Origin of the sequence: Variovorax paradoxus (assembly GCF_030811855.1) — a bacterium.
In the GTDB taxonomy this organism is placed as follows: domain Bacteria; phylum Pseudomonadota; class Gammaproteobacteria; order Burkholderiales; family Burkholderiaceae_C; genus Variovorax; species Variovorax paradoxus_L.
Genome location: NZ_JAUSRN010000006.1, coordinates 15,960 through 33,898 on the forward strand (window position 1 = coordinate 15,960; position 17,939 = coordinate 33,898).

Annotated in this window: 15 protein-coding genes; 12 read left to right on the top strand and 3 right to left on the bottom strand. The window is 64.4% G+C overall.

What is annotated here, in order from left to right:
* Positions 1-26 precede the first annotated feature (26 nt).
* The gene (locus tag J2X92_RS13175) at positions 27-989 is read left to right on the top strand and encodes an NAD(P)H-dependent flavin oxidoreductase (protein ID WP_093017643.1); all 963 of its coding nucleotides are present in this window, start codon (positions 27-29) and stop codon (positions 987-989) included.
* Between the two features lie 50 nt (positions 990-1,039).
* Positions 1,040-2,146 carry an acyltransferase family protein gene (locus J2X92_RS13180; RefSeq protein WP_373424842.1) on the top strand — a complete coding sequence of 369 codons (1,107 nt, stop codon included), beginning with the start codon at positions 1,040-1,042 and terminating at the stop codon, positions 2,144-2,146.
* 13 nt (positions 2,147-2,159) lie between these two features.
* Here the strand turns inward: J2X92_RS13180 and J2X92_RS13185 are convergent, their stop codons facing one another.
* Together J2X92_RS13185 and J2X92_RS13190 are read right to left on the bottom strand one after the other, a co-directional pair.
* Positions 2,160-3,089 (bottom strand): DUF2167 domain-containing protein, encoded by a 930-nt coding sequence (locus tag J2X92_RS13185; protein WP_307576295.1) that lies wholly within the window; start codon positions 3,087-3,089, stop codon positions 2,160-2,162.
* A 92-nt stretch (positions 3,090-3,181) separates the two neighbouring features.
* Positions 3,182-3,604 (bottom strand): cupin domain-containing protein, encoded by a 423-nt coding sequence (locus J2X92_RS13190; protein ID WP_307576296.1) that lies wholly within the window; start codon positions 3,602-3,604, stop codon positions 3,182-3,184.
* 212 nt (positions 3,605-3,816) lie between these two features.
* On the opposite strand from J2X92_RS13190, the gene J2X92_RS13195 reads away from it, so the two are divergent.
* Genes J2X92_RS13195 through J2X92_RS13205 form a run of 3 tightly spaced genes read left to right on the top strand, consistent with a single transcriptional unit; the run spans position 3,817 to position 6,349 of the window.
* Positions 3,817-4,002, top strand: coding sequence for a hypothetical protein (locus tag J2X92_RS13195; RefSeq protein ID WP_093017646.1), 186 nt, complete (start codon positions 3,817-3,819; stop codon positions 4,000-4,002).
* Between the two features lie 32 nt (positions 4,003-4,034).
* The gene (gene aroC, locus J2X92_RS13200; protein ID WP_055805472.1) at positions 4,035-5,159 is read left to right on the top strand and encodes a chorismate synthase; all 1,125 of its coding nucleotides are present in this window, start codon (positions 4,035-4,037) and stop codon (positions 5,157-5,159) included.
* A 17-nt stretch (positions 5,160-5,176) separates the two neighbouring features.
* Positions 5,177-6,349 (top strand): MFS transporter, encoded by a 1,173-nt coding sequence (locus J2X92_RS13205; RefSeq protein ID WP_307576300.1) that lies wholly within the window; start codon positions 5,177-5,179, stop codon positions 6,347-6,349.
* A gap of 95 nt (positions 6,350-6,444) precedes the next feature.
* Here the strand turns inward: J2X92_RS13205 and J2X92_RS13210 are convergent, their stop codons facing one another.
* Entirely contained in the window at positions 6,445-7,536 is a 1,092-nt protein-coding gene (locus J2X92_RS13210; protein ID WP_307576301.1) for a hypothetical protein, read from the bottom strand.
* A 635-nt stretch (positions 7,537-8,171) separates the two neighbouring features.
* Between J2X92_RS13210 and J2X92_RS13215 the strand changes: the two genes are divergently transcribed.
* The 7 genes from J2X92_RS13215 (at position 8,172) to J2X92_RS13245 (ending at position 17,924) form a co-directional block, all read left to right on the top strand.
* Positions 8,172-11,177 carry a type VI secretion system Vgr family protein gene (locus J2X92_RS13215; RefSeq protein WP_307576302.1) on the top strand — a complete coding sequence of 1,002 codons (3,006 nt, stop codon included), beginning with the start codon at positions 8,172-8,174 and terminating at the stop codon, positions 11,175-11,177.
* Positions 11,178-11,299: 122 nt separating this feature from the next.
* The gene (locus J2X92_RS13220) at positions 11,300-16,018 is read left to right on the top strand and encodes an RHS repeat-associated core domain-containing protein (protein ID WP_307576304.1); all 4,719 of its coding nucleotides are present in this window, start codon (positions 11,300-11,302) and stop codon (positions 16,016-16,018) included.
* Positions 16,019-16,041: 23 nt separating this feature from the next.
* Positions 16,042-16,419, top strand: a complete 378-nt coding sequence (locus tag J2X92_RS13225; protein WP_307576306.1) for a VOC family protein — start codon at positions 16,042-16,044, stop codon at positions 16,417-16,419.
* A 7-nt stretch (positions 16,420-16,426) separates the two neighbouring features.
* Complete coding sequence (locus tag J2X92_RS13230; protein WP_307576308.1) at positions 16,427-16,732, top strand: hypothetical protein; 306 nt, start codon at positions 16,427-16,429, stop codon at positions 16,730-16,732.
* A complete protein-coding gene (locus tag J2X92_RS13235; protein WP_307576309.1) occupies positions 16,729-17,019 on the top strand; it encodes a hypothetical protein in 291 nt (96 codons plus the stop codon). The genes J2X92_RS13230 and J2X92_RS13235 overlap by 4 nt, the downstream gene beginning before the upstream one ends.
* A 27-nt stretch (positions 17,020-17,046) precedes the next feature.
* A complete protein-coding gene (locus J2X92_RS13240) occupies positions 17,047-17,433 on the top strand; it encodes a hypothetical protein (RefSeq protein WP_307576311.1) in 387 nt (128 codons plus the stop codon).
* Positions 17,430-17,924 carry a pentapeptide repeat-containing protein gene (locus J2X92_RS13245; RefSeq protein WP_055805488.1) on the top strand — a complete coding sequence of 165 codons (495 nt, stop codon included), beginning with the start codon at positions 17,430-17,432 and terminating at the stop codon, positions 17,922-17,924. The genes J2X92_RS13240 and J2X92_RS13245 overlap by 4 nt, the downstream gene beginning before the upstream one ends.
* The last annotated feature ends 15 nt before the right edge of the window (positions 17,925-17,939 follow it).

A 17,939-nucleotide genomic window follows, 5' to 3' on the forward strand; every position in this document is an offset into this window, starting at 1 on the left:
AACCGAAACCCTATTCCGGAGACGACATGTCCAAGCTGCCCCCAGTGCTCGCCAACCTGCCGCTGCCGATCATCGGCTCGCCGCTGTTCATCATCAGCAACCCAAAGCTCGTGATTGCCCAATGCAAGGCGGGGGTGGTCGGTTCGATGCCGGCGCTCAACGCGCGCCCCGCGGCGCAGCTGGAAGACTGGCTGGCCGAAATCACCGAGGAACTCGCGGCCTACAACAAGGCCAATCCGGACAAGCCCGCCGCGCCGTTCGCCATCAACCAGATCGTGCACAAGAGCAATGACCGGCTCGATCACGACATGGAAATGGTCGTGAAGTACAAGGTGCCGATCGTCATCACCTCGCTGGGCGCGCGCACCGACGTGAACGACGCGGTGCACAGCTACGGCGGCGTCACGCTGCACGACATCATCAACAACAAGTTCGCGCAGAAGGCGATCGAGAAGGGCGCCGACGGCATCATCGCGGTGGCGGCCGGCGCCGGCGGCCATGCGGGCACGAAGAGCCCGTTTGCGCTGGTGCAGGAAATCCGCCAGTGGTTCGACGGCCCCATCGCACTGTCGGGCTCCATTGCCACGGGCGGCGCGGTGCTCGCGGCGCAGGCCATGGGCGCAGACTTCGCCTACATCGGCACCGCCTTCATCGCCACCGAAGAAGCACGCGCCAGCGAAGATTACAAGCAGGCCATCGTCGACGGCACCTCCGACGACATCGTCTATTCCAGCCTATTCACCGGCGTGCATGGCAACTACCTCGCGCCCAGCATCGTCAAGGCCGGCATGGACCCGGCCAACCTGCCCGAAGGCGACGTCAAGACCATGAACTTCGGCGGCGGCGATGGCAGCAAGGCCAAGGCGTGGAAAGACATCTGGGGCTCGGGCCAGGGCATCGGCGCGGTGACCGAAGTGGCCAGCGCGGCGGCATTCATCGAAAAGCTCAAGCGCGAATACTTCGAGGCAAGGCAGCGTCTCGCACTTTGAGCGGCGCGCGCAACATGTCGCCTGCCGCACAGCCCGTGCAGCGCGGGCGAATGCCGCTGCTGGACATTGCAAAAGGACTTGCCTGCGCGGTCATCGTGGGGCATCACCTGTCGCGCTATGGCTCGATGCCGGTGGGCGCCTTTGCGCTGGCACCGGACTTCCTGGGCTGGCTCGCCGACAGCGGCCGCTTGGCCGTGCAGGTGTTCCTGGTGATCGCGGGCTTCCTGGCGGCGGCAAGCCTGGCGCCCGACGGCGTGCTGCGCGTCGACCGGCCGTTTGCGCGCATCCTCCAGCGCTACGGGCGCCTTGTGATGCCGTACCTGGCGGCGCTCATCGTTTGCGTGCTGGTGGCCGCGCTCGTGCGCCCGTGGCTCGGCAATGACGACGTGCCGGCATCGCCCAGCATCGGCCAGTTGCTCGCGCACGGATTGCTGCTGCAGGACCTTCTGGGCTACGAGGCGCTGTCCACCGGCGTCTGGTACGTCGCCATCGACTTCCAGCTCTTCGTGCTGGCGCTGAGCCTCATGGCGCTGCCGGCCATGTGGCGGCGCACGCCCGCCACGCCGGCCTCGCGCCAACGCTGGATTCCGGTGGCGCTGGTGCTGGGGGTGGCGTTGGCCTCGCTCGCGCTCTTCAACCGGAACACCGATCTCGACACCACGGCGCTGTATTTCTTCGGCGCCTACGGGCTCGGCATGCTGGCGTTCTGGATCGGGCGCGCAACCCGCGCCAGCACCTGGCAAAGCGCCATCGTGCTGTTGGCGCTGACCGGCGCGGGCGCACTGGCCATCGACTGGCGCAGCCGCATTGCCATTGCGCTGGTGAGCGCATTGCTGATTGCCATTGCGCAGCGGCAGAACTGGTTGTCGATGGCGCGCTGGCCGGATGCGGCCCAGCCGCTGCAGCGGCTCGGGCGCATTTCGTACTCGCTGTTTCTGATCCACTTTCCGGTGCTGCTGGCCACCAATGCCGCGGTCGGCCAGATGGGCCCGCATGCGGCCTGGATCGATGCACTGGGCATGGCCGCCACCTTCGGTCTTTCGGTGGTGGCCGCGCTGCTGCTGTACCGCTGGGTCGAAGTGCGCCCCGCGTCGTGGCGAGCGGTGACCGCCCTGTTCGCGGCGCTGTTGGTCAGCGGATTGCTCGTCTCGACCTGAGGCGGGCCGCGCTTCAGGTCTTCTTCTTGAAGAGCTTGGCGATGCCCCAGAGCGCCGCGCCGCCCGCCACGACCGCGATCTTCGCGAACTTGGCCAGGAAGGCCAGGGCGAGCGCGAAGAAGCCCAGCTTCTTCACGGCAACGCCGGCCACCAGCGCGGCCAGGCCATAGGCTGCGACCTTGTCGGTGGACGAATTGAAGTCTGCGTACTTCTTGCCGTCGTCGTACTGCATCGCGCCGAGCAGCTTGGCCGCATCGGGCTTGAACTTCTCGAGGTCCTTCGCATTGGTGATGAGGTTCAGGCTCAGATAACCGTCCCGGCCCAACGCGTAGGTGTTGTAGTTGACGCCCTGGTTCTCGCCGGTGCTGCCCTTGTTCTTCGAGAGCGCCGACCACACGAGGCGGTGCGTCGAGGCTTCGTACTGCGGCTTCTGCGCCCATCCCGTGACCTCGATGCCAGGAATGCCGCGCTTGGCGCGCTCTTCGTTCGCGGCCTCGGTGCCTTCCTTCAGACTCTTGAGCAGGTCGTCGGCGTTCCAGTCCTTCGCGTCGTCGTCCTTGATGTAGCCCTCTTTCACAAACTTGACGACCGCCATCCAGTCGGCGTCGTCGCCGGGGAAGATCACGCCGATGAAGGTGTCGTCGGTCCGGTTGCCCATGCTGCGCATGAGTTGCGCGGCCGCCGGCGTCGGCACCCACACGTAGCCGGCCGGCAGCTGCAGGTGAGCCTGGTCGCGCAGGGCGATGTCGGCGGGGCCGGTCTTCTGCACGGCCTTGGCGGCCTTGAAGGCCGCCTCCTGCTCGGCTTCCAGGGCGTTGGCCGTGGAGGTGGCGGGAGCCGTGGACGTGGGGGGCGGTGCGGCGTTGCCGATGTTGGCGGCCGTCAGGGCGCACGCGAACAGCAGGCCGGCCGTCAGGCAGGCCACAGGGGTATGAATACGCAAGTTCTCTCTCCTCGGTTGTTGTCGGTTTTTGTGAGACGCGAGGAGTTTATCGGCGCCGCAGCAGCCCCTGGACGGCGTGTGAAGTGCTGCGTTCAGGGCCAGGGCGTAGGCGGCGGAATCTCGCACACCGGCTCCACGTCGATGCTCTTGAAATCGGCCGGCGAGACGATTTCCAGGTATTCCATGTCCGGCGAGTAGTCGAACAGGAAGTGCCGGATGCCGGGCCGCTGATGCACCACGTCGCCGGCTTCGACCAAGGTTTCCTTGTCTTCGTACATGAAACGGGCCCAGCCCTTGAGCATCATCACGATCTGGAAATCGGCCTCATGGCGGTGCCAGCCGGTGCCCGTTTCCGGTGCCATGTTGGCCTTGACGAGGTGCGCGATGACCTTGCCATTGGTCGCCTCGGCAATGCCCAGATCGCGGTACAGAAAGAAATCGCGCAGGCCGCCCGAGATGTACTCGGTGTCGCCTGGCTTGACGTGGGAGAACTGGGTGGTGGTTCGGTCCAGCATGGCGCTCCTTCGCAGGGTTTTGAGGGTGGTGCTGCGGTGCAGTACGCATAAAGCGTTCCCAACCGAACCGGCTGCCTAATCAACCCACGAGCGCGACGGCAATGGCTGCCAACTGGTGCTAAAGAGCGCCTGACCTGCTTGCCCGCATTGCCTCGGCGTTGGCGAACACCCATACTGCAGGCTCCACGACGCGACGACGAACGGAGCCTCCCATGAGCAACGAACTTCGCAAGAAGCTGCACGACCTGGCGGAACTGGCCGACAACACCACCGATCCGCAGACCAAGGCCATCGTCGAGGCCATACGGCTGCAAACCGCCGTGTTGAACGAGCGGCTCTTCTCCATCGAGCTGCAGCTGGGCACGCTCACCAAGCGCATGGAAAACACGACTGACTGAGTGGCCGCCGCTTTGTAGGGATAATCCCCGTCATGAGCGGCAACACATTCGGAACTCTCTTCGCGGTCACCAATTTCGGCGAGTCGCACGGCCCGGCCATCGGCTGCGTGATCGACGGCTGCCCGCCGGGCATGGAGCTGAGCGAGGCCGACATCCAGGGCGACCTCGACCGCCGGCGCCCCGGCACCAGCCGCCACGTCACCCAGCGCAACGAGCCCGACGCGGTGCAGATTCTTTCCGGCGTGTATGAAGGCAAGACCACCGGCACACCTATTGCGCTACTGATCCAGAACACCGACCAGCGCAGCAAGGACTACGGACAGATCGCCCAGCAGTTCCGCCCGGGCCACGCCGACTTCACCTACTGGAAGAAATACGGCATCCGCGATCCGCGCGGCGGCGGGCGTTCTTCGGCACGGCTCACGGCGCCCATGGTGGCGGCCGGTGCAGTCGCCAAGAAGTGGCTGGCCGAGAAATACGGCATGGTGTTTCGCGGCTGCATGACGCAGATCGGCGAAATCGCCATTCCGTTCGAGAGCTGGGACCATGTGCCCAACAACCCCTTCTTTGCGCCCATTGCCGACGTGAGCGAGCTCGAAGCCTACATGGACCGCCTGCGCAAGGCCGGCGATTCTTGCGGCGCGCGCATTCGCGTGACGGCCACTAACGTGCCCATCGGCCTGGGCGAGCCGCTGTTCGACAAGCTGGATGCCGAGATCGCCTACGCGATGATGGGTATCAACGCCGTGAAGGCGGTAGAGATCGGTGCTGGTTTCGACAGCATCACGCAGCGCGGCACCACGCATGGCGACTCGATCACGCCCACCGGCTTTGTCACCAACAACGCGGGCGGCATCCTCGGCGGCATCAGCTCCGGGCAAGACCTGGAAGTGAGCATCGCAATCAAGCCGACCAGCTCGATCATCAGCCCGCGCCAGTCGATCGACATTCACAACAATCCCGTCGAAGTGGTGACCAAGGGCCGCCACGACCCGTGCGTCGGCATTCGTGCGACACCCATCGCCGAAGCCATGCTGGCGCTGGTGGTCATGGAACACGCGCTGCGCAACCGCGCGCAGTGCGGCGACGCGCAGCAACAGCAAAAAGCGCAAGACGAAACGACCGAAGCCGCGTCCCCGCAGGCGTCCTTCCTCTAGTGCCTCCTCCGCCATCAGTGGCCGCCGGACGCGGCCACCTGCTGGCGTTCGCTGGTCTGTCGGCCAGCTATTTCGCGCACATCGGATTCTTCAACCCCTACCTGCCGCTGTGGCTCAAGGACCTGGGGCTGCCGATCTTCACGATCAGCCTGCTGGCCTCGGTGCAATCGATCACGCGGGTGTTCGCCCCCTATGCCTGGGGCGCGCTCAGCGATCACACGGGCCAGCGCGTGAAGCTGCTGCGCTTCAGCGCGGCGGTGGCGCTGGCCAGCTCCTTCGGGCTCTGGTGGCACGGCGGCGCGTGGTGGCTGGCGCTGGTGCTGCTCGTGATGTTCACCCACACCAGTTCGATGATGTCGCTCACCGAGGCCGCCATGGCGCAGTTGGTGGCCGGCGACTGGGGGCGCTACGGACGCATCCGGCTGTGCGGTTCGGCGGGCTTCCTGGTGACGGTGTTCTTTGCGGGCGAGTGGTTCGAGCGCTTCGGCATGAAGCACTTTCCGGCCTGGGCCGCGGGCACGCTCGCCGTCGTGCTGGTAGCGACCATGAAGCTGCCCGACATTCGCGAGCCGGTGGCGTCGCACGACACGGTCAAGGAGCCCATCGGCCCGGTGCTGCGCATTCCGGCGGTGCGGTGGTTCTTTGCATCGCTGTTCTTCCAGGTGATGTCGCATTTTTCGGTCTATGCCTTTTTCTCGCTGTACCTGGATTCGCTCGGCTACGGCAAAAGCGTCATCGGCCTGCTCTGGGCGCTCTCGGTGGTGGCCGAGATCGTCTGGTTCTTTCTGCAGGGCCGGCTCATCGGTCTCTTGCCGATGCCGCGCTGGATGCTGGTGTGCGGCATTGCCGCCGTGGCGAGACTCGGCCTGACCGCCGGGCTGGGCGGCTGGATCTCAGCGCTGGTGGTCGCGCAAGGCCTGCATGCACTGAGCTTCGCGGCGCACCACACCACCTGCATCGCCGTGGTGTCGCGCCGATTTTCGGGCCGGTTGCGCGGGCGCGGGCAGGCACTCTTTACGGTGATCGGTTATGGCTTCGGCGGCGTGCTGGGAGTACTGCTGGGCGGTGCCGTCGCGCAGGAGTTCGGCTACCGGACCATGTTCGCGCTGGCCGCATTGCTGGCGGCAGTGGGCAGCCTGTGTGCGTGGCGGGTGGTGAGGCTGGAGCGGCCGGGAGCTCGCGCCGTCTAGCCTTCATGCAAAAGAAAGCCGCGTTGCACCGCAAATGCGGCGCAACGCGGCGTGCGCGAATGTGAATGGCGCCGGCATGCACCGGCGCCGCTCGATCAGGGCACGAGACCGATCTGGAGGTAACCGGTGACCGGATTGGTGCGTGCACCCACGACGGCCGAGAGCGTGCCGTCCTGCACAGCGAAGTAGCGGTCGGTGCCTCCGAAGTTGATGCTGGCAAGTGCCGGAATCGTCGGGCTTGCCGAATTCACGGCGTAGTTGATGTTCGAGATGGTTCCGTCGGGCCTTGTCAGAGCGGCCGTGTACGTTGTCGCATCGAAGCCGAACGTGCCCCAGGTTCCGTAGTTGTCGCCGCCGCGCGCCGTGGTGTTGAGCCGGGTCGGGGAATCGAGCAGGCCGATGCGGAATATGGAGTCGTTGGGCGCAACGGTATTGATGCCCGCCGCGACGTAGACGTTCTTTCCTCCGATAACCATCACCGAAAAGGCGCCCTTGTCGTTCGGGTTGGCCGCGTTCACGGTGCTCCACGACTCGGCGGATGAACCAGCCGAAATGTTGTAGGTGGCTATCGAGCCCGGGGGGCAGGCCGCAATGGAAGTGATGCCCACTTCATTGCAGAAATACATCAAGGTTCCGCCTCCAGTCACTTGCACCTGGCGAATCTGTGAGTCGAGCACGCCCGGCCGCATGTTGATGCCCAGCCGGTTGTAGATTCCGTCGAGTGCGCTTTGGGTCGTGACGATGGCTCGGGAGCCAATGAACGGCTGGACGGCGTAGGTGTTCGGAACCTGTGCAACCTGGAAGGGGAACGAGCCCACCACGGTGTCCGTGGTCAGCCGGAACCGGCTGGTAGACGCCGTGGTGTGCGAACTCTTGAACACGTAGGTTCCCGACTGCGACACGTCGGCGCTGAACGAATCCGATACCGCGATACCGGTTTCATCGGTCATTGCGTACGACATGGTGTCGAAGTTGAGTGCGAGGCGCTGCTGAGTGCCGTTCGTCGCAAACACCTTGTACGCCAGGTTCCGGGAGTCGCCCGCGGCAACGTTGAAGACGGTGTCCTTGCTCAAGGCCGCATTGGAAGTCACCTTCGCGTTGACCGTCAACAAGCTCGCGGCATTGGTGTTGTTGACGATCTGCGCTGACCATTTCGCGCTGGAAATGTCCGGATTGCGTAGGCTCACGGAGCCGGCGGGTTCGGAGCTACTGCTCCAGTCCGACCCAAGGCTGGGAGTCACCGTAACCACGTCGCCTGGTTTGACGGAATACCTGCCGTCTCCATTGGCTGTGGCCGAACTGCCATTGACCTGAACGGTCACGCTCAATGCGGCAGCGGGAAGGATCGGAAATGGCACTCCGCCGCCTCCGCCACCACCACCTCCTCCTCCACATCCCCCCAAAGCCCCGACCAACGCGGCCGTGGCTGAAAAGTAAAACCATTTCATTGCATTTTGTCCGTTTTGATTGAAGTCGCCGCCCTATCGAGAGGGCCAGTCGACCGCTATATCGTAACTGAATGAATGAAAACGTAATAATTTGGAAGATCCGGAATTTCCCGAATGTGGCTGCCACGCCCCATCTTTTTGCGGAATCCCGTTCCAATAACTGCGACTCGCTTGGGATCGAACTCCAAAGCGGCGAGCCTATGCTTAATCATCAAAGATTATTCTTTGCATTGGCTCTTACGTTAAATCAACATTTAAAATAATAGTCAAATAATGCAAGGGGAGTTGAGCATGAAGCTCAATTTGAAAACAATATTCTTATTGAGCCAATTGGCATTAGCCAATTTGTCTTATTGGTTGGCTGCGGATCTGCAATGAGCCGCCGCGTCACGATCCAGACGCCCCTTGGCGAGGCGTTGCAATTTCGCCAGTTGGTGGGCCGCGAGGCGTTGAGCCAGCTCTACGCCTTCGATATCGAGTTGCTGGGCAGCAGCAACGCCATCGACCCGAAAACCTTGCTCGGCAAGGCGTCCACGGTGGCGGTGGAAACCGAAAGCGGCGGCGTGCGCTACCTGGGCGGCATCGCGACCCGGTTCGGCCTGCAGCAGGAAGACGCGCGCCATTCCTTCTACCGCCTGCAGCTGCGGCCCTGGCTGTGGCTTGCCACGCGGCGCAGCGACTTCCGCATCTTCCAGGGCAAGACCGTTCCCGAGATATTGATGGACGTGCTCGGAAGCTATGGCTATCCGATCGAGAAGAAGCTCAGCCGCGGAGACTATCGGCGCTGGGACTACTGCGTGCAGTACCACGAGAGCGACTTCAATTTCATCTCGCGCCTATGCGAGTTCGAGGGCATCTATTACTACTTCAGGCATGAGGCATCGCAGCATGTGCTGGTGTTTGCGGACGACATCGCAAGCTCGCACGGTCCGCTGCCCGGCGGCGAGTCGGTGCGTTACCACCCGCTCGAAAAATCCGGCATGGGCCAGCGCGAACGCATCTATGCCTGGAAAACCGCGGAAGAGGTGCGCGCGGGCCATCACTACAACAACGACTACGACTTCAAAAAGCCCAAGGCCGACCTCTCGCACCTGCGGCAAATGCCGCCCGGCCACGACCACGACGGCTACGAGAACTACGAGTGGCCCGGTGGCTTCGTGCAGCACGCCGATGGCGAAACCTACGCGCGCCTTCGCAACGAAGAGCAGCTGACCCAGCGCAGCCGCGCCAGCGGCCGCTCCAACCTGCGCGAGCTCGCCACCGGCCACACGCTGCGCCTCACCGGCCATCCCCGTGCCGACCAGAACCAGCAGTACCTGCTGACGAGCGTGAGCTACCACCTGCAGGAGAACCTGCAGGCAAGCGAAGGGGCGGAGGCCACCGAAGGCTCGGTGCAGCGCTTTGCCTTCGACGTGCAGCCTACCAGCCTGGCCTGGCGCCCCCAGCGCACCACGCCCAAGCCGCGCACCCGCGGTCCGCAAACCGCCATGGTGGTAGGGCCGGCCGGCGAAGAAATCTGGACCGACCAGTACGGACGCATCAAGGTGCAGTTCCACTGGGACCGCCTCGGCAAGGACGACGAGAACTCCAGCTGCTGGGTGCGCGTGTCCACTGCTTGGGCGGGCGCCACCTTCGGCGCGGTGTCGGTGCCGCGCATCGGCATGGAGGTGATCGTCGATTTTCTGAACGGCGACCCGGACTACCCGATCGTGACGGGATGCGTCTACAACGCCGACACGATGGCGGCCTGGCAGCTGCCGGAGCAAAAACATTTGTCGGGCATTCGCAGTCGCGAACTCGGCGGCGGGCGCGGCAACCACCTAGTGCTCGACGATACGCACGGAAAGATCCAGGCGCAGCTGCGCAGCGACCACCAGGCCAGCCAGCTGAGCGTGGGCCACATCGGCCGCATCGAAGACACCGCGGGGCGCAAGGAGCCGCGCGGGCAGGGCTTCGAGCTGCGCACCGATGGGCATGGCGTGGCGCGTGCGGCCAAGGGGCTGTTGGTCACCACCGAGCCGCGCCCCAACGCGCAGGCGCACACCACCGACATGGGCGAGACCGTCGGCCGGCTCACGCAGGCGCGCGACCTGCATGAAGGGCTGAGCGAAGCCGCCCAGGCCGCAGAGGCGCACGACACCGGCGACCAGGACGAAGTCGCCAAGGGCCTGAAGGAGCAGAACGACGCCATCAAGGGCCAGGGCGGCAATCGCGAGCAAGGCGACTTTCCCGAGTTCCAGGAGCCGCACCTCACGCTGGCCAGCGCCAAGGGCCTGCAGACCGTGGCGCAGGGCTCCACCCACATGGTGAGCAACGAGCACAACGCGCTCACCAGCGGCGGCCACACCAGCGTGAGCGCGGGCAAGAGCTTTCTTGTGAGCGTGCAGAGCGCCATCCGCATGTTCGCCTCCAAGGCCGGCATGCGTCTGGTGGCGGCCAGCGCCGACATCGACATCAAGGCGCTGAAAGACAGCGTCAACGTGCTGGCCAAGCTCAACATCACGCAGACCGCCAACAAGATCACCATCCACGCGAAGGAAGAGGTGGTGATCAACGGCGGCTCCAGCTACAGCCGCTGGAGCTCGGGCGGCATCGAGCACGGCACCTCGGGCACCTGGCGCGAGCATGCCGCGGTGCACAGCCTCGTGGGACCGGCGAGCGAGGGCAAGCCTTCGCTGCCCAACCCGCCGCAACTGCCCAAGGGCCAGCTCGACCTGTACCACCAGTACATCAAGCCCACTGGCGAAAAGCATCAGGGCGTCGCGCAGGGCGACTTCACCGTGGTCGATTCGGAAGGCGGCTCGCACGCCGGCACCTTCGACCGCAACGGCTTCGCGACCGTGTCGGGCCTGCCGATCGGTACGGCGAAGGTCACCTTCGGCAAGGACCCGCGCGATCCATGGGACGAAGGCAGCTACTTCGGCACGCCCAAGGACTGGAAGGCGAAAGAGCCGACTGCCGGCGGTACCGATGCGGCGGGGGCCTCGGGCTTTCTGGCCAGCGCGGGCGGCTTTGCCGACATGGCCGGTTCGGCCGGCGGCGCAGCGGGCGCGCTGGCCGGCGTTGCGGGCACGAACAGCAAGGCCGCGGGCATGCTGGGCCAGGTCACGCAGGCAGCGGGCATGGCGCAGCAAGCCGTGGGTGCCGCGCAAGCCATTCAGCAGGGCGGTGCCAAGGCGCTGCTCGGCCAGGCGAGTCAGGCCGCCACGGGCATGGCGATGCAGGCGGCAGGGGCGCGGCTCGGGCCCATGGGCGCGACGGTCGCGGGCATAGCGGGCAACGTCGCGGGAGGCGGCGTGCCGAGCGGCTTCAAGTCAGGCATGGCCACCGCCGCCACGCAGCCCGCGCTTGCGGGGCGTACGCCCGGTTTCATGGGTTGATGCGGCACTGCTGCGTGCGTTTCGAATAACAAGAACGTCCAGGCAAGAGGGAAAACAACGCAATGGCGCAAGGATCGCAACAGCAGGCGTCGCAGAGAGAACCCCAGACCGCGGTCGCTCCCTTGAACACCATCGGCGCGGAAGACATCGCGGCGGCGAGCAAGGCAGTCGACGACTGGCTGCGCTCTTTCAGCGGCGGCTACGTCACGCTCGAGCGGCTCACGATGGTGCTCGGAAGCATTCCCATCGTCGGCAACATCATGGCGTTGGTGGATGTGTTCCTGGACATCATCACCATCGTCGAGAAGAAGACCAAGGACGGCGTTGCGGCGTTCCTGACTTGGGTCAGCCTGGGCATCAACCTGATCGGGCTGATCCCGCTGCCGCCGACGATGGCCGCAGCGCGCATGAGCCTGCGGCCCACGCTGCACCTGGTGAGGCAGCAGCTCAAGACGGCGGCGTCGAACCTGGGCGAGACCATCGTCGTGGTGCTGGTTGGACATTTGAACGCGACGATCATGGGCGAGCTGGACAAGTTCATCGATGGAGCGATCTCGCTGCTCGAAGACATGCTCAAGCGCTGCGCGAACCTGGCCGATCGGATCCTTGACAACCTGGTGGACATCCTGCGGCGAGTCCTCGGCCAGAAGGACCTGTTCACGGTGGTCAAGCCGGTTGCAGCCGAGGGCAAGGTTTACGACCCGAAGACCCAGAGCACGTGGAGCCGGATGTGGGGCAGCGCGGTTCGCTACACGAAGCAATCCGCGAACTACGTGGTCAAGAAAGCAGCGAGCCAGCTGCCGGAGGGAGTCGCATCGCGCGTCAATGCGGTCATTGTGCAAATGCTGGACTTCAAGGGCCAGTTTCGCGCGCAGCTCACCCGGCTGGCCGACAGGGAGGCACAGGCCAGCATCATGTGGCTGCTGCAGAAGCTCAAGGCTGCGCTGCTGCGCAAGCGCGGCAAGCGCACGGCGACCGTTGCGCCCGCCAAGGGAGCGCAGGCGTCCAAGGACAGGCCCGGCGATCAGCTGGAGCACATCAGCAGGCAGGCGCCGGCACGTGCAACGCCGGGGTGCAAGAACTGTCCGGCCCCGGCACGCAAGGGCGGCTCCATCGGCCTGGCAATAGGCAACGAGAGTTTCACTCACACCGATTTCGTGCTCGCCGCGCCGCTGCCCATCGAATGGGCGCGCACGTATTCGAGCGATCTCGATGCCTATGACCACGGCAGCCTGGGCGCGCGCTGGATCACGCCCTATGCGGCCCGCGTGGACGTCGGGACGCCAGCGCGCGGCGTGCGGCAGGGGCAGCCGAGCTTTATCTATCGCGCGGCCGATGGACGCAGCCATGCATGCCCGCCGCTGGAAATCGGACAGAGCCACCGCGACGCCATTGAGGAAGTCACGTTCACGCGGCTGAGCGAGCGGCTGCTCGCGCTGGACTTCGGCAAGCCGATGCCCGAGGGGTCCTCGGACTGGCGCGAGATCTTCGAATGGGCAGACTGGTCGGCCGGCACGCGCCCGCACTTCCGCCTCGTCGCGCAGCAGGCAAAGGATGGCCTGGCCGTCGGGCTTCGCTATGACCACCTGATTGCTGCGACCGGCGAAGAGGTGCTCAGCGACATTGTGAGCAAGCGGGGCGACGCGGTGATGGCCCACATGGGCACGCGCCCCAACGCGAAGACTGGCCTCATCGAATCGCTATGGGAGATCAAGGACGGCCAAGTGGTGCGTCAGTTGGCCGCCTACACGCACGACGGCGAAAGGGACCTCGTGGCTGCACAGGACGAGAACGGCGCCACTTGGAGCTACGCCTACTCGCACCACCTCGTCACCCGCTACACCGACCGCACCGGCCGCGGCATGAACCTCGAGTACGACGGCACCGGCGCCGACGCAAAGGCCGTGCGTGAGTGGAGCGACGACGGCAGCTTTGCGCTCAAGCTCGAATGGGACCGCAACATCCGCCTGACATATGTGACCGACGCGCTCGGCGGCGAGACCTGGCACTACTGCGACATCGAGGGCTACACCTACCGGATCATTCATCCAGACCGTCTGGAGGAATGGTTTTTCCGCGATGCGGCGAAGAACATCACGCGGCATGTACATACCGACGGCAACATCGAGGACTTCAGCTACGACCTCGACGGTAACCTGCAGACGCACACGCGAGCGGACGGCAGCCGGTTGCATTTCGAGTACGACGCGCAGCACCGGCTCACGGGCATTCGGGACGGAGAGGGCGGGGTGTGGAAGCGTGCCTACGACTCGCAGGGCCATCTCACGGAAGAGATAGACCCGCTCGGCCACAAGACCGAGTACGCCTACGACAAGGCGGGGCAACTGGTGCGCATCTCCGATGCCAAGGGTGGCGTCAAGCAGCTCACCTATACACCCGCCGGACTGCTAACAAGCTACACCGACTGTTCGGACAAGACGAGCCGCTGGGAGTACGACGGCCGCGGCCGCTTGCTGAAGACCGCCGATGCCGCGGGCCAGACGACCTGCTACCGCTACACGCCCGGCGGCGAAGGCGTGGCGCACCATCGTGAGGCCAACCACCCCGGCCAGCTCGAAGAGGTGATCTCGCCTGACGGCACGCGAGAACACTTCGTGCACGACGCCGAAGGCCGGCTGCTTTCACACACCGATGCGCTCGGCCGGCGCACCGGCTACAGCTTTACGCGCGCCGGCCTTATCGCCGCACGCACCGATGCGGCGGGGCGCACGCTGAAGTACCACTGGGATCTGCTGGGCCGGCTGACCGAACTGCACAACGAGAACGGCAGCCACCACAACTTCCGCTACGACCCCGTGGGTCGATTGCTCGAGGAAACCGGCTTCGACCGCAAAAGCGCATGCTACGTGCATGACGCCTCCACCGGTGTGCTCGCCGAGGTGGTGGAGGCCGGCCGCGCGACTCGGCTGCAGTTCGACGAATTGGGCCGGCTGGTTGAGCGCGATGCGGGCGAGGGACAGGTCGAGCGCTTCGCTTACGACCGCAACGGCCGAATGACCGCGGCCTTGAACCGGGATGCGCGGCTCGAATGGTTTTATGACGGGGCGGGCAATCTCACGCGCGAGCATCACCACTACCTGGAGCGCAAGCGAACCGCTGTCTGGCAGCATCGCTACGACGAGCTCAACGAGCGCGTCGCCACCATCCGCCCCGATGGCCATGTGACCCAGTGGCTGACCTATGGATCGGGCCATGTGCACGGCCTGCTCATCGACGGACAAGACATTCTCGGCATCGAGCGCGACGACCTGCACCGCGAAGTGGTCAGGGAGCAGGGCAACGGCCTGAGCCAACGCCAGAAGTACGACCCGGTCGGCCGCCTGCTGGAGCAGCGCATCTCAAACACCGGGCGCGGCAGCATCGAGGCGCTGGAGCTCAGCCGCCGCTACACCTACGACAAGGCCGGCCAGCTCACCGCCATCGGCGACAGCCGCCGCGGCCGGCTGGACTACCGCTACGACCCCGTTGGACGTCTGTTGGAGGCCCACGGCCGCCTGGGCCGCGAAGTGTTCGCTTTCGATCCCGCGGGCAACATCGCCGACCCGCCTGCCACCCCCGGCCTAGCGCCGCTGGCCGTGCCGAGGCTGCTCGACAACCTGCTGAAGTCATATGCAGGCACCAGCTATCGCTACGACGAGAGCGGCAACCTGATCGAACGCGTAAAGAACGGCTGGCGGACGGTCTTCGAATGGGACGGTTTCAACCGTATGACGTCGGCGACGGACCAGAGCGGCATCACCACGACATTTCGCTACGACCCGATGGGCCGCCGCATCGCCAAGCATTCAGGCGATTCGGCCACGCTGTTCGGCTGGGACGGCGATGTGCTCGCATTCGAAAGCACCCAAAGCCGCTCGGCGCTGGAGGAGGGCGGCGAGCACGGCTGGAGCGCGCACTACATCCATGAGCGCGGGTCCTTCGTGCCGCTGGTGCAGTTGCGCCAGGCGCGTGCGGTGTCGCTGAGCGAAACGACGGACGTGAAGGCGTTGATGGACGCCAATGGCGGCGTCTATGACATCGAACAGGACCCGTTGTGGAACGGCCTGCAACAAAAATCACCGCCGATCTTCGACAAGAGCGACGTCGCGTTCTATCAATGCGATCACCTTGGCACACCGCAGGAGATGACGGACCACGAAGGACGGGTGGCGTGGTCGGCGCAATACAAGGCGTGGGGCGAGGCTCGGCAAGCGATCAGCGAAGCGGGGCGAAAGGCGGGGTTCCGCAACCCGATCCGGTTCCAGGGGCAGTATTTCGATGAAGAAACGGGGCTGCACTACAACCGCCATCGGTACTACGACCCCGCAAGCGGAAGGTTTGTGTCGCAAGATCCCATCGGGTTGGCCGGCGGCGTTCATGCGATGGCGTACGCACCCAACCCGCTCGAGTTCATCGATCCTTTGGGGCTGCAGAAGTACGTGATCCTCGGCGAAGGGCAGGCCGCAGTCGAAGCCTATGCTGCCGCCATGCGGATCAAGTTCCCATGCGATGAATTCAGGACCATCAAGAAGGACTGGATGAGCATTCTCAGGGACTCGGGAGCATCGCGCGAAGCGTTCAGCAGCAAGGAGTGGGAGCAGAAGGCCGTTGCCGGCAATGCCGCGTGGGTCAGGCAGCGCGCCGGGGAGGGCTACGGGTTCATCGACATAGGAACCGACGGTGCGGCCAACCGCAGCCCGTTCTATGCTGCCGAGAAGAAGGCATTGGGCAGGACCAATGCCAAGATTTATCGGGCTAACCAGTGCTCTACCCAAAAGGCTCGTGAGGGTACGAGCGAAAGCGAGCGCCCCAAGGCAAAAGGAAGGTACGGAAAAAAATGAGGCCATTCACCATTCATATCCCCATGCTTCGAAAAAAGGGGATGCCCGAGAAGATGACTGCGTTCTACGAGAACGCGCTCGGCTACGAGCTGGACCCGGAAATGGACGTGCTGAGGATTCCCGGTCATCAGAACCTTGCGATCACTTTCAAGTATTCGGACGCGGCCCCCAAGAGAACCGCAGCGCTCTACGAGTTCTTCGTGGAGAAGAACTTCCCCAGCTTTTGCGAGCGCCTCAAGAGCAAGGGCGTGGAGTTCGATCTGGTCGCACGCACCCCCGGCTTCTACATCGCGAGGATCGTGGATCCATCCGGAAACTCGATCGAGGTGATTTGCGAGGACTTCGAGGACGAGTCCAGTGCCGACATTTCGGGATGGAGTGTCTTTCAGGACATCGATTGAGCGGAACGTGTCGATGATGAAATGTGCGCAACATGGCTGGCAGGGCGCCGAACTCACAACCGCCGGTGTGAAGGAGAGGTTCGCCTGCGATGGACCGTGTGCGGGAGAAATCGTTCATCTCGAGCTGACATGGGAGGAAGTCGTTTTTCCTCTGGTGGCTTTGCGATCGGAGCTCCCGTTGCCTGGCACCCATCTGAAGGACCGTGCATTGCACGCGGATGACGAGGAAATTTTCAACGAAGTGCTCGGTACGTTGCAACCTGTTTGCGCCCGCTGTCTTCGCAGTTTTATTGATCTGTCATCTTGCTCATGATCGTCGATCCGAAGCTCAGCCCACCCCTCGCCATCGCGCTGAGCCGCGCCTGCGAGCGCTTTGCGCAAACGGGGCAGGACCTGAAGAACTTCGAGATCCAGATCAGCGAGCGGACGCGCGAGAACGGCGAGGACGAGAACGGCGAGAACACCATCGGGATCGCTTTCGTGGCAAAGCTGGAGCCGGGGAAAAAGGGCTTGGGCAATGCAAACCGTCTCGGCCGCTCGGTTCTCTACATCGCGTCGAAGACCACTGGCGAGATCCTGCGCGAAGCAGCAAGCCGCTGAGCGCCTTACACAACGGAGAACAGTTTCATGGACAACGACGCCCCCGCTTCGATCTCGTCTCTTTCTCCCATCTCAGGCGCTCAGAGCTTTGCGCTCACCGACGAGCAGCGCCTTGCGCTGATCGCGAAGGCCGAGGCCGGCAACGCCGAGTCTGCCTTCCGCCTCTCGCTGCACTACACCTTCACTTTCTCGGACGCCGAACAGGCGATGCACTGGCTGTCGATGGCGGCCCGGGGTGGGCATGGCATTGCGCAGCACAACCTCGCCTACGACCTGTACATGGATGGCACGGACCTCGAAAAGGCTGCGTATTGGGCGGCGGAGGCCCAGAAAAACGGCAACGACGAAGCCGGCTGGCTGCTGAAGCAAATAGAGACGGAGAAGGTCGTATCCGGTTGGAGTCCGCTGACATGAGCTCCCAACTGATCATCCTGGCCCACGACATGTGGCGTAAAGGCGCGGGCGGCGCACCGGCGGGACTCGTGGGGCAAGCCGACAGCTTCGTCTACGCGGGGCTCGACCTGGGCCTGGCGCAGTTCGCCGGCTCTACTTTCGCGGGCACCAGCTTCACCGCCACCAGCTTCAAGCAGGCGGGCTGGAGCGCCTGCCAGTTCACCGGCTGCAGCTTCACGCAATGCGACTTCGGCCGCATCTCGATCACCGGATGCACCTTCGTCAATTGCAGCTTCACGGGCGCGAACTTCGACGGCGGCAGCATCAGCGCCAGCACCTTCACGCAGTGCCGGTGGGACGACATCAGCTTTGCGCGTGGGCAGTGGAACGACGTCGGCGTGCTGAACTGCAGCGGCACCGTGGTGCATGCACAGGGGCTGCAAGGGCGCAGCGTGGACTTCACGAACAGCACCTTCGAGCAGCTGGAGTTCCAGGGCGCGAACATCAATTGACAAGGAAGTAAAAAA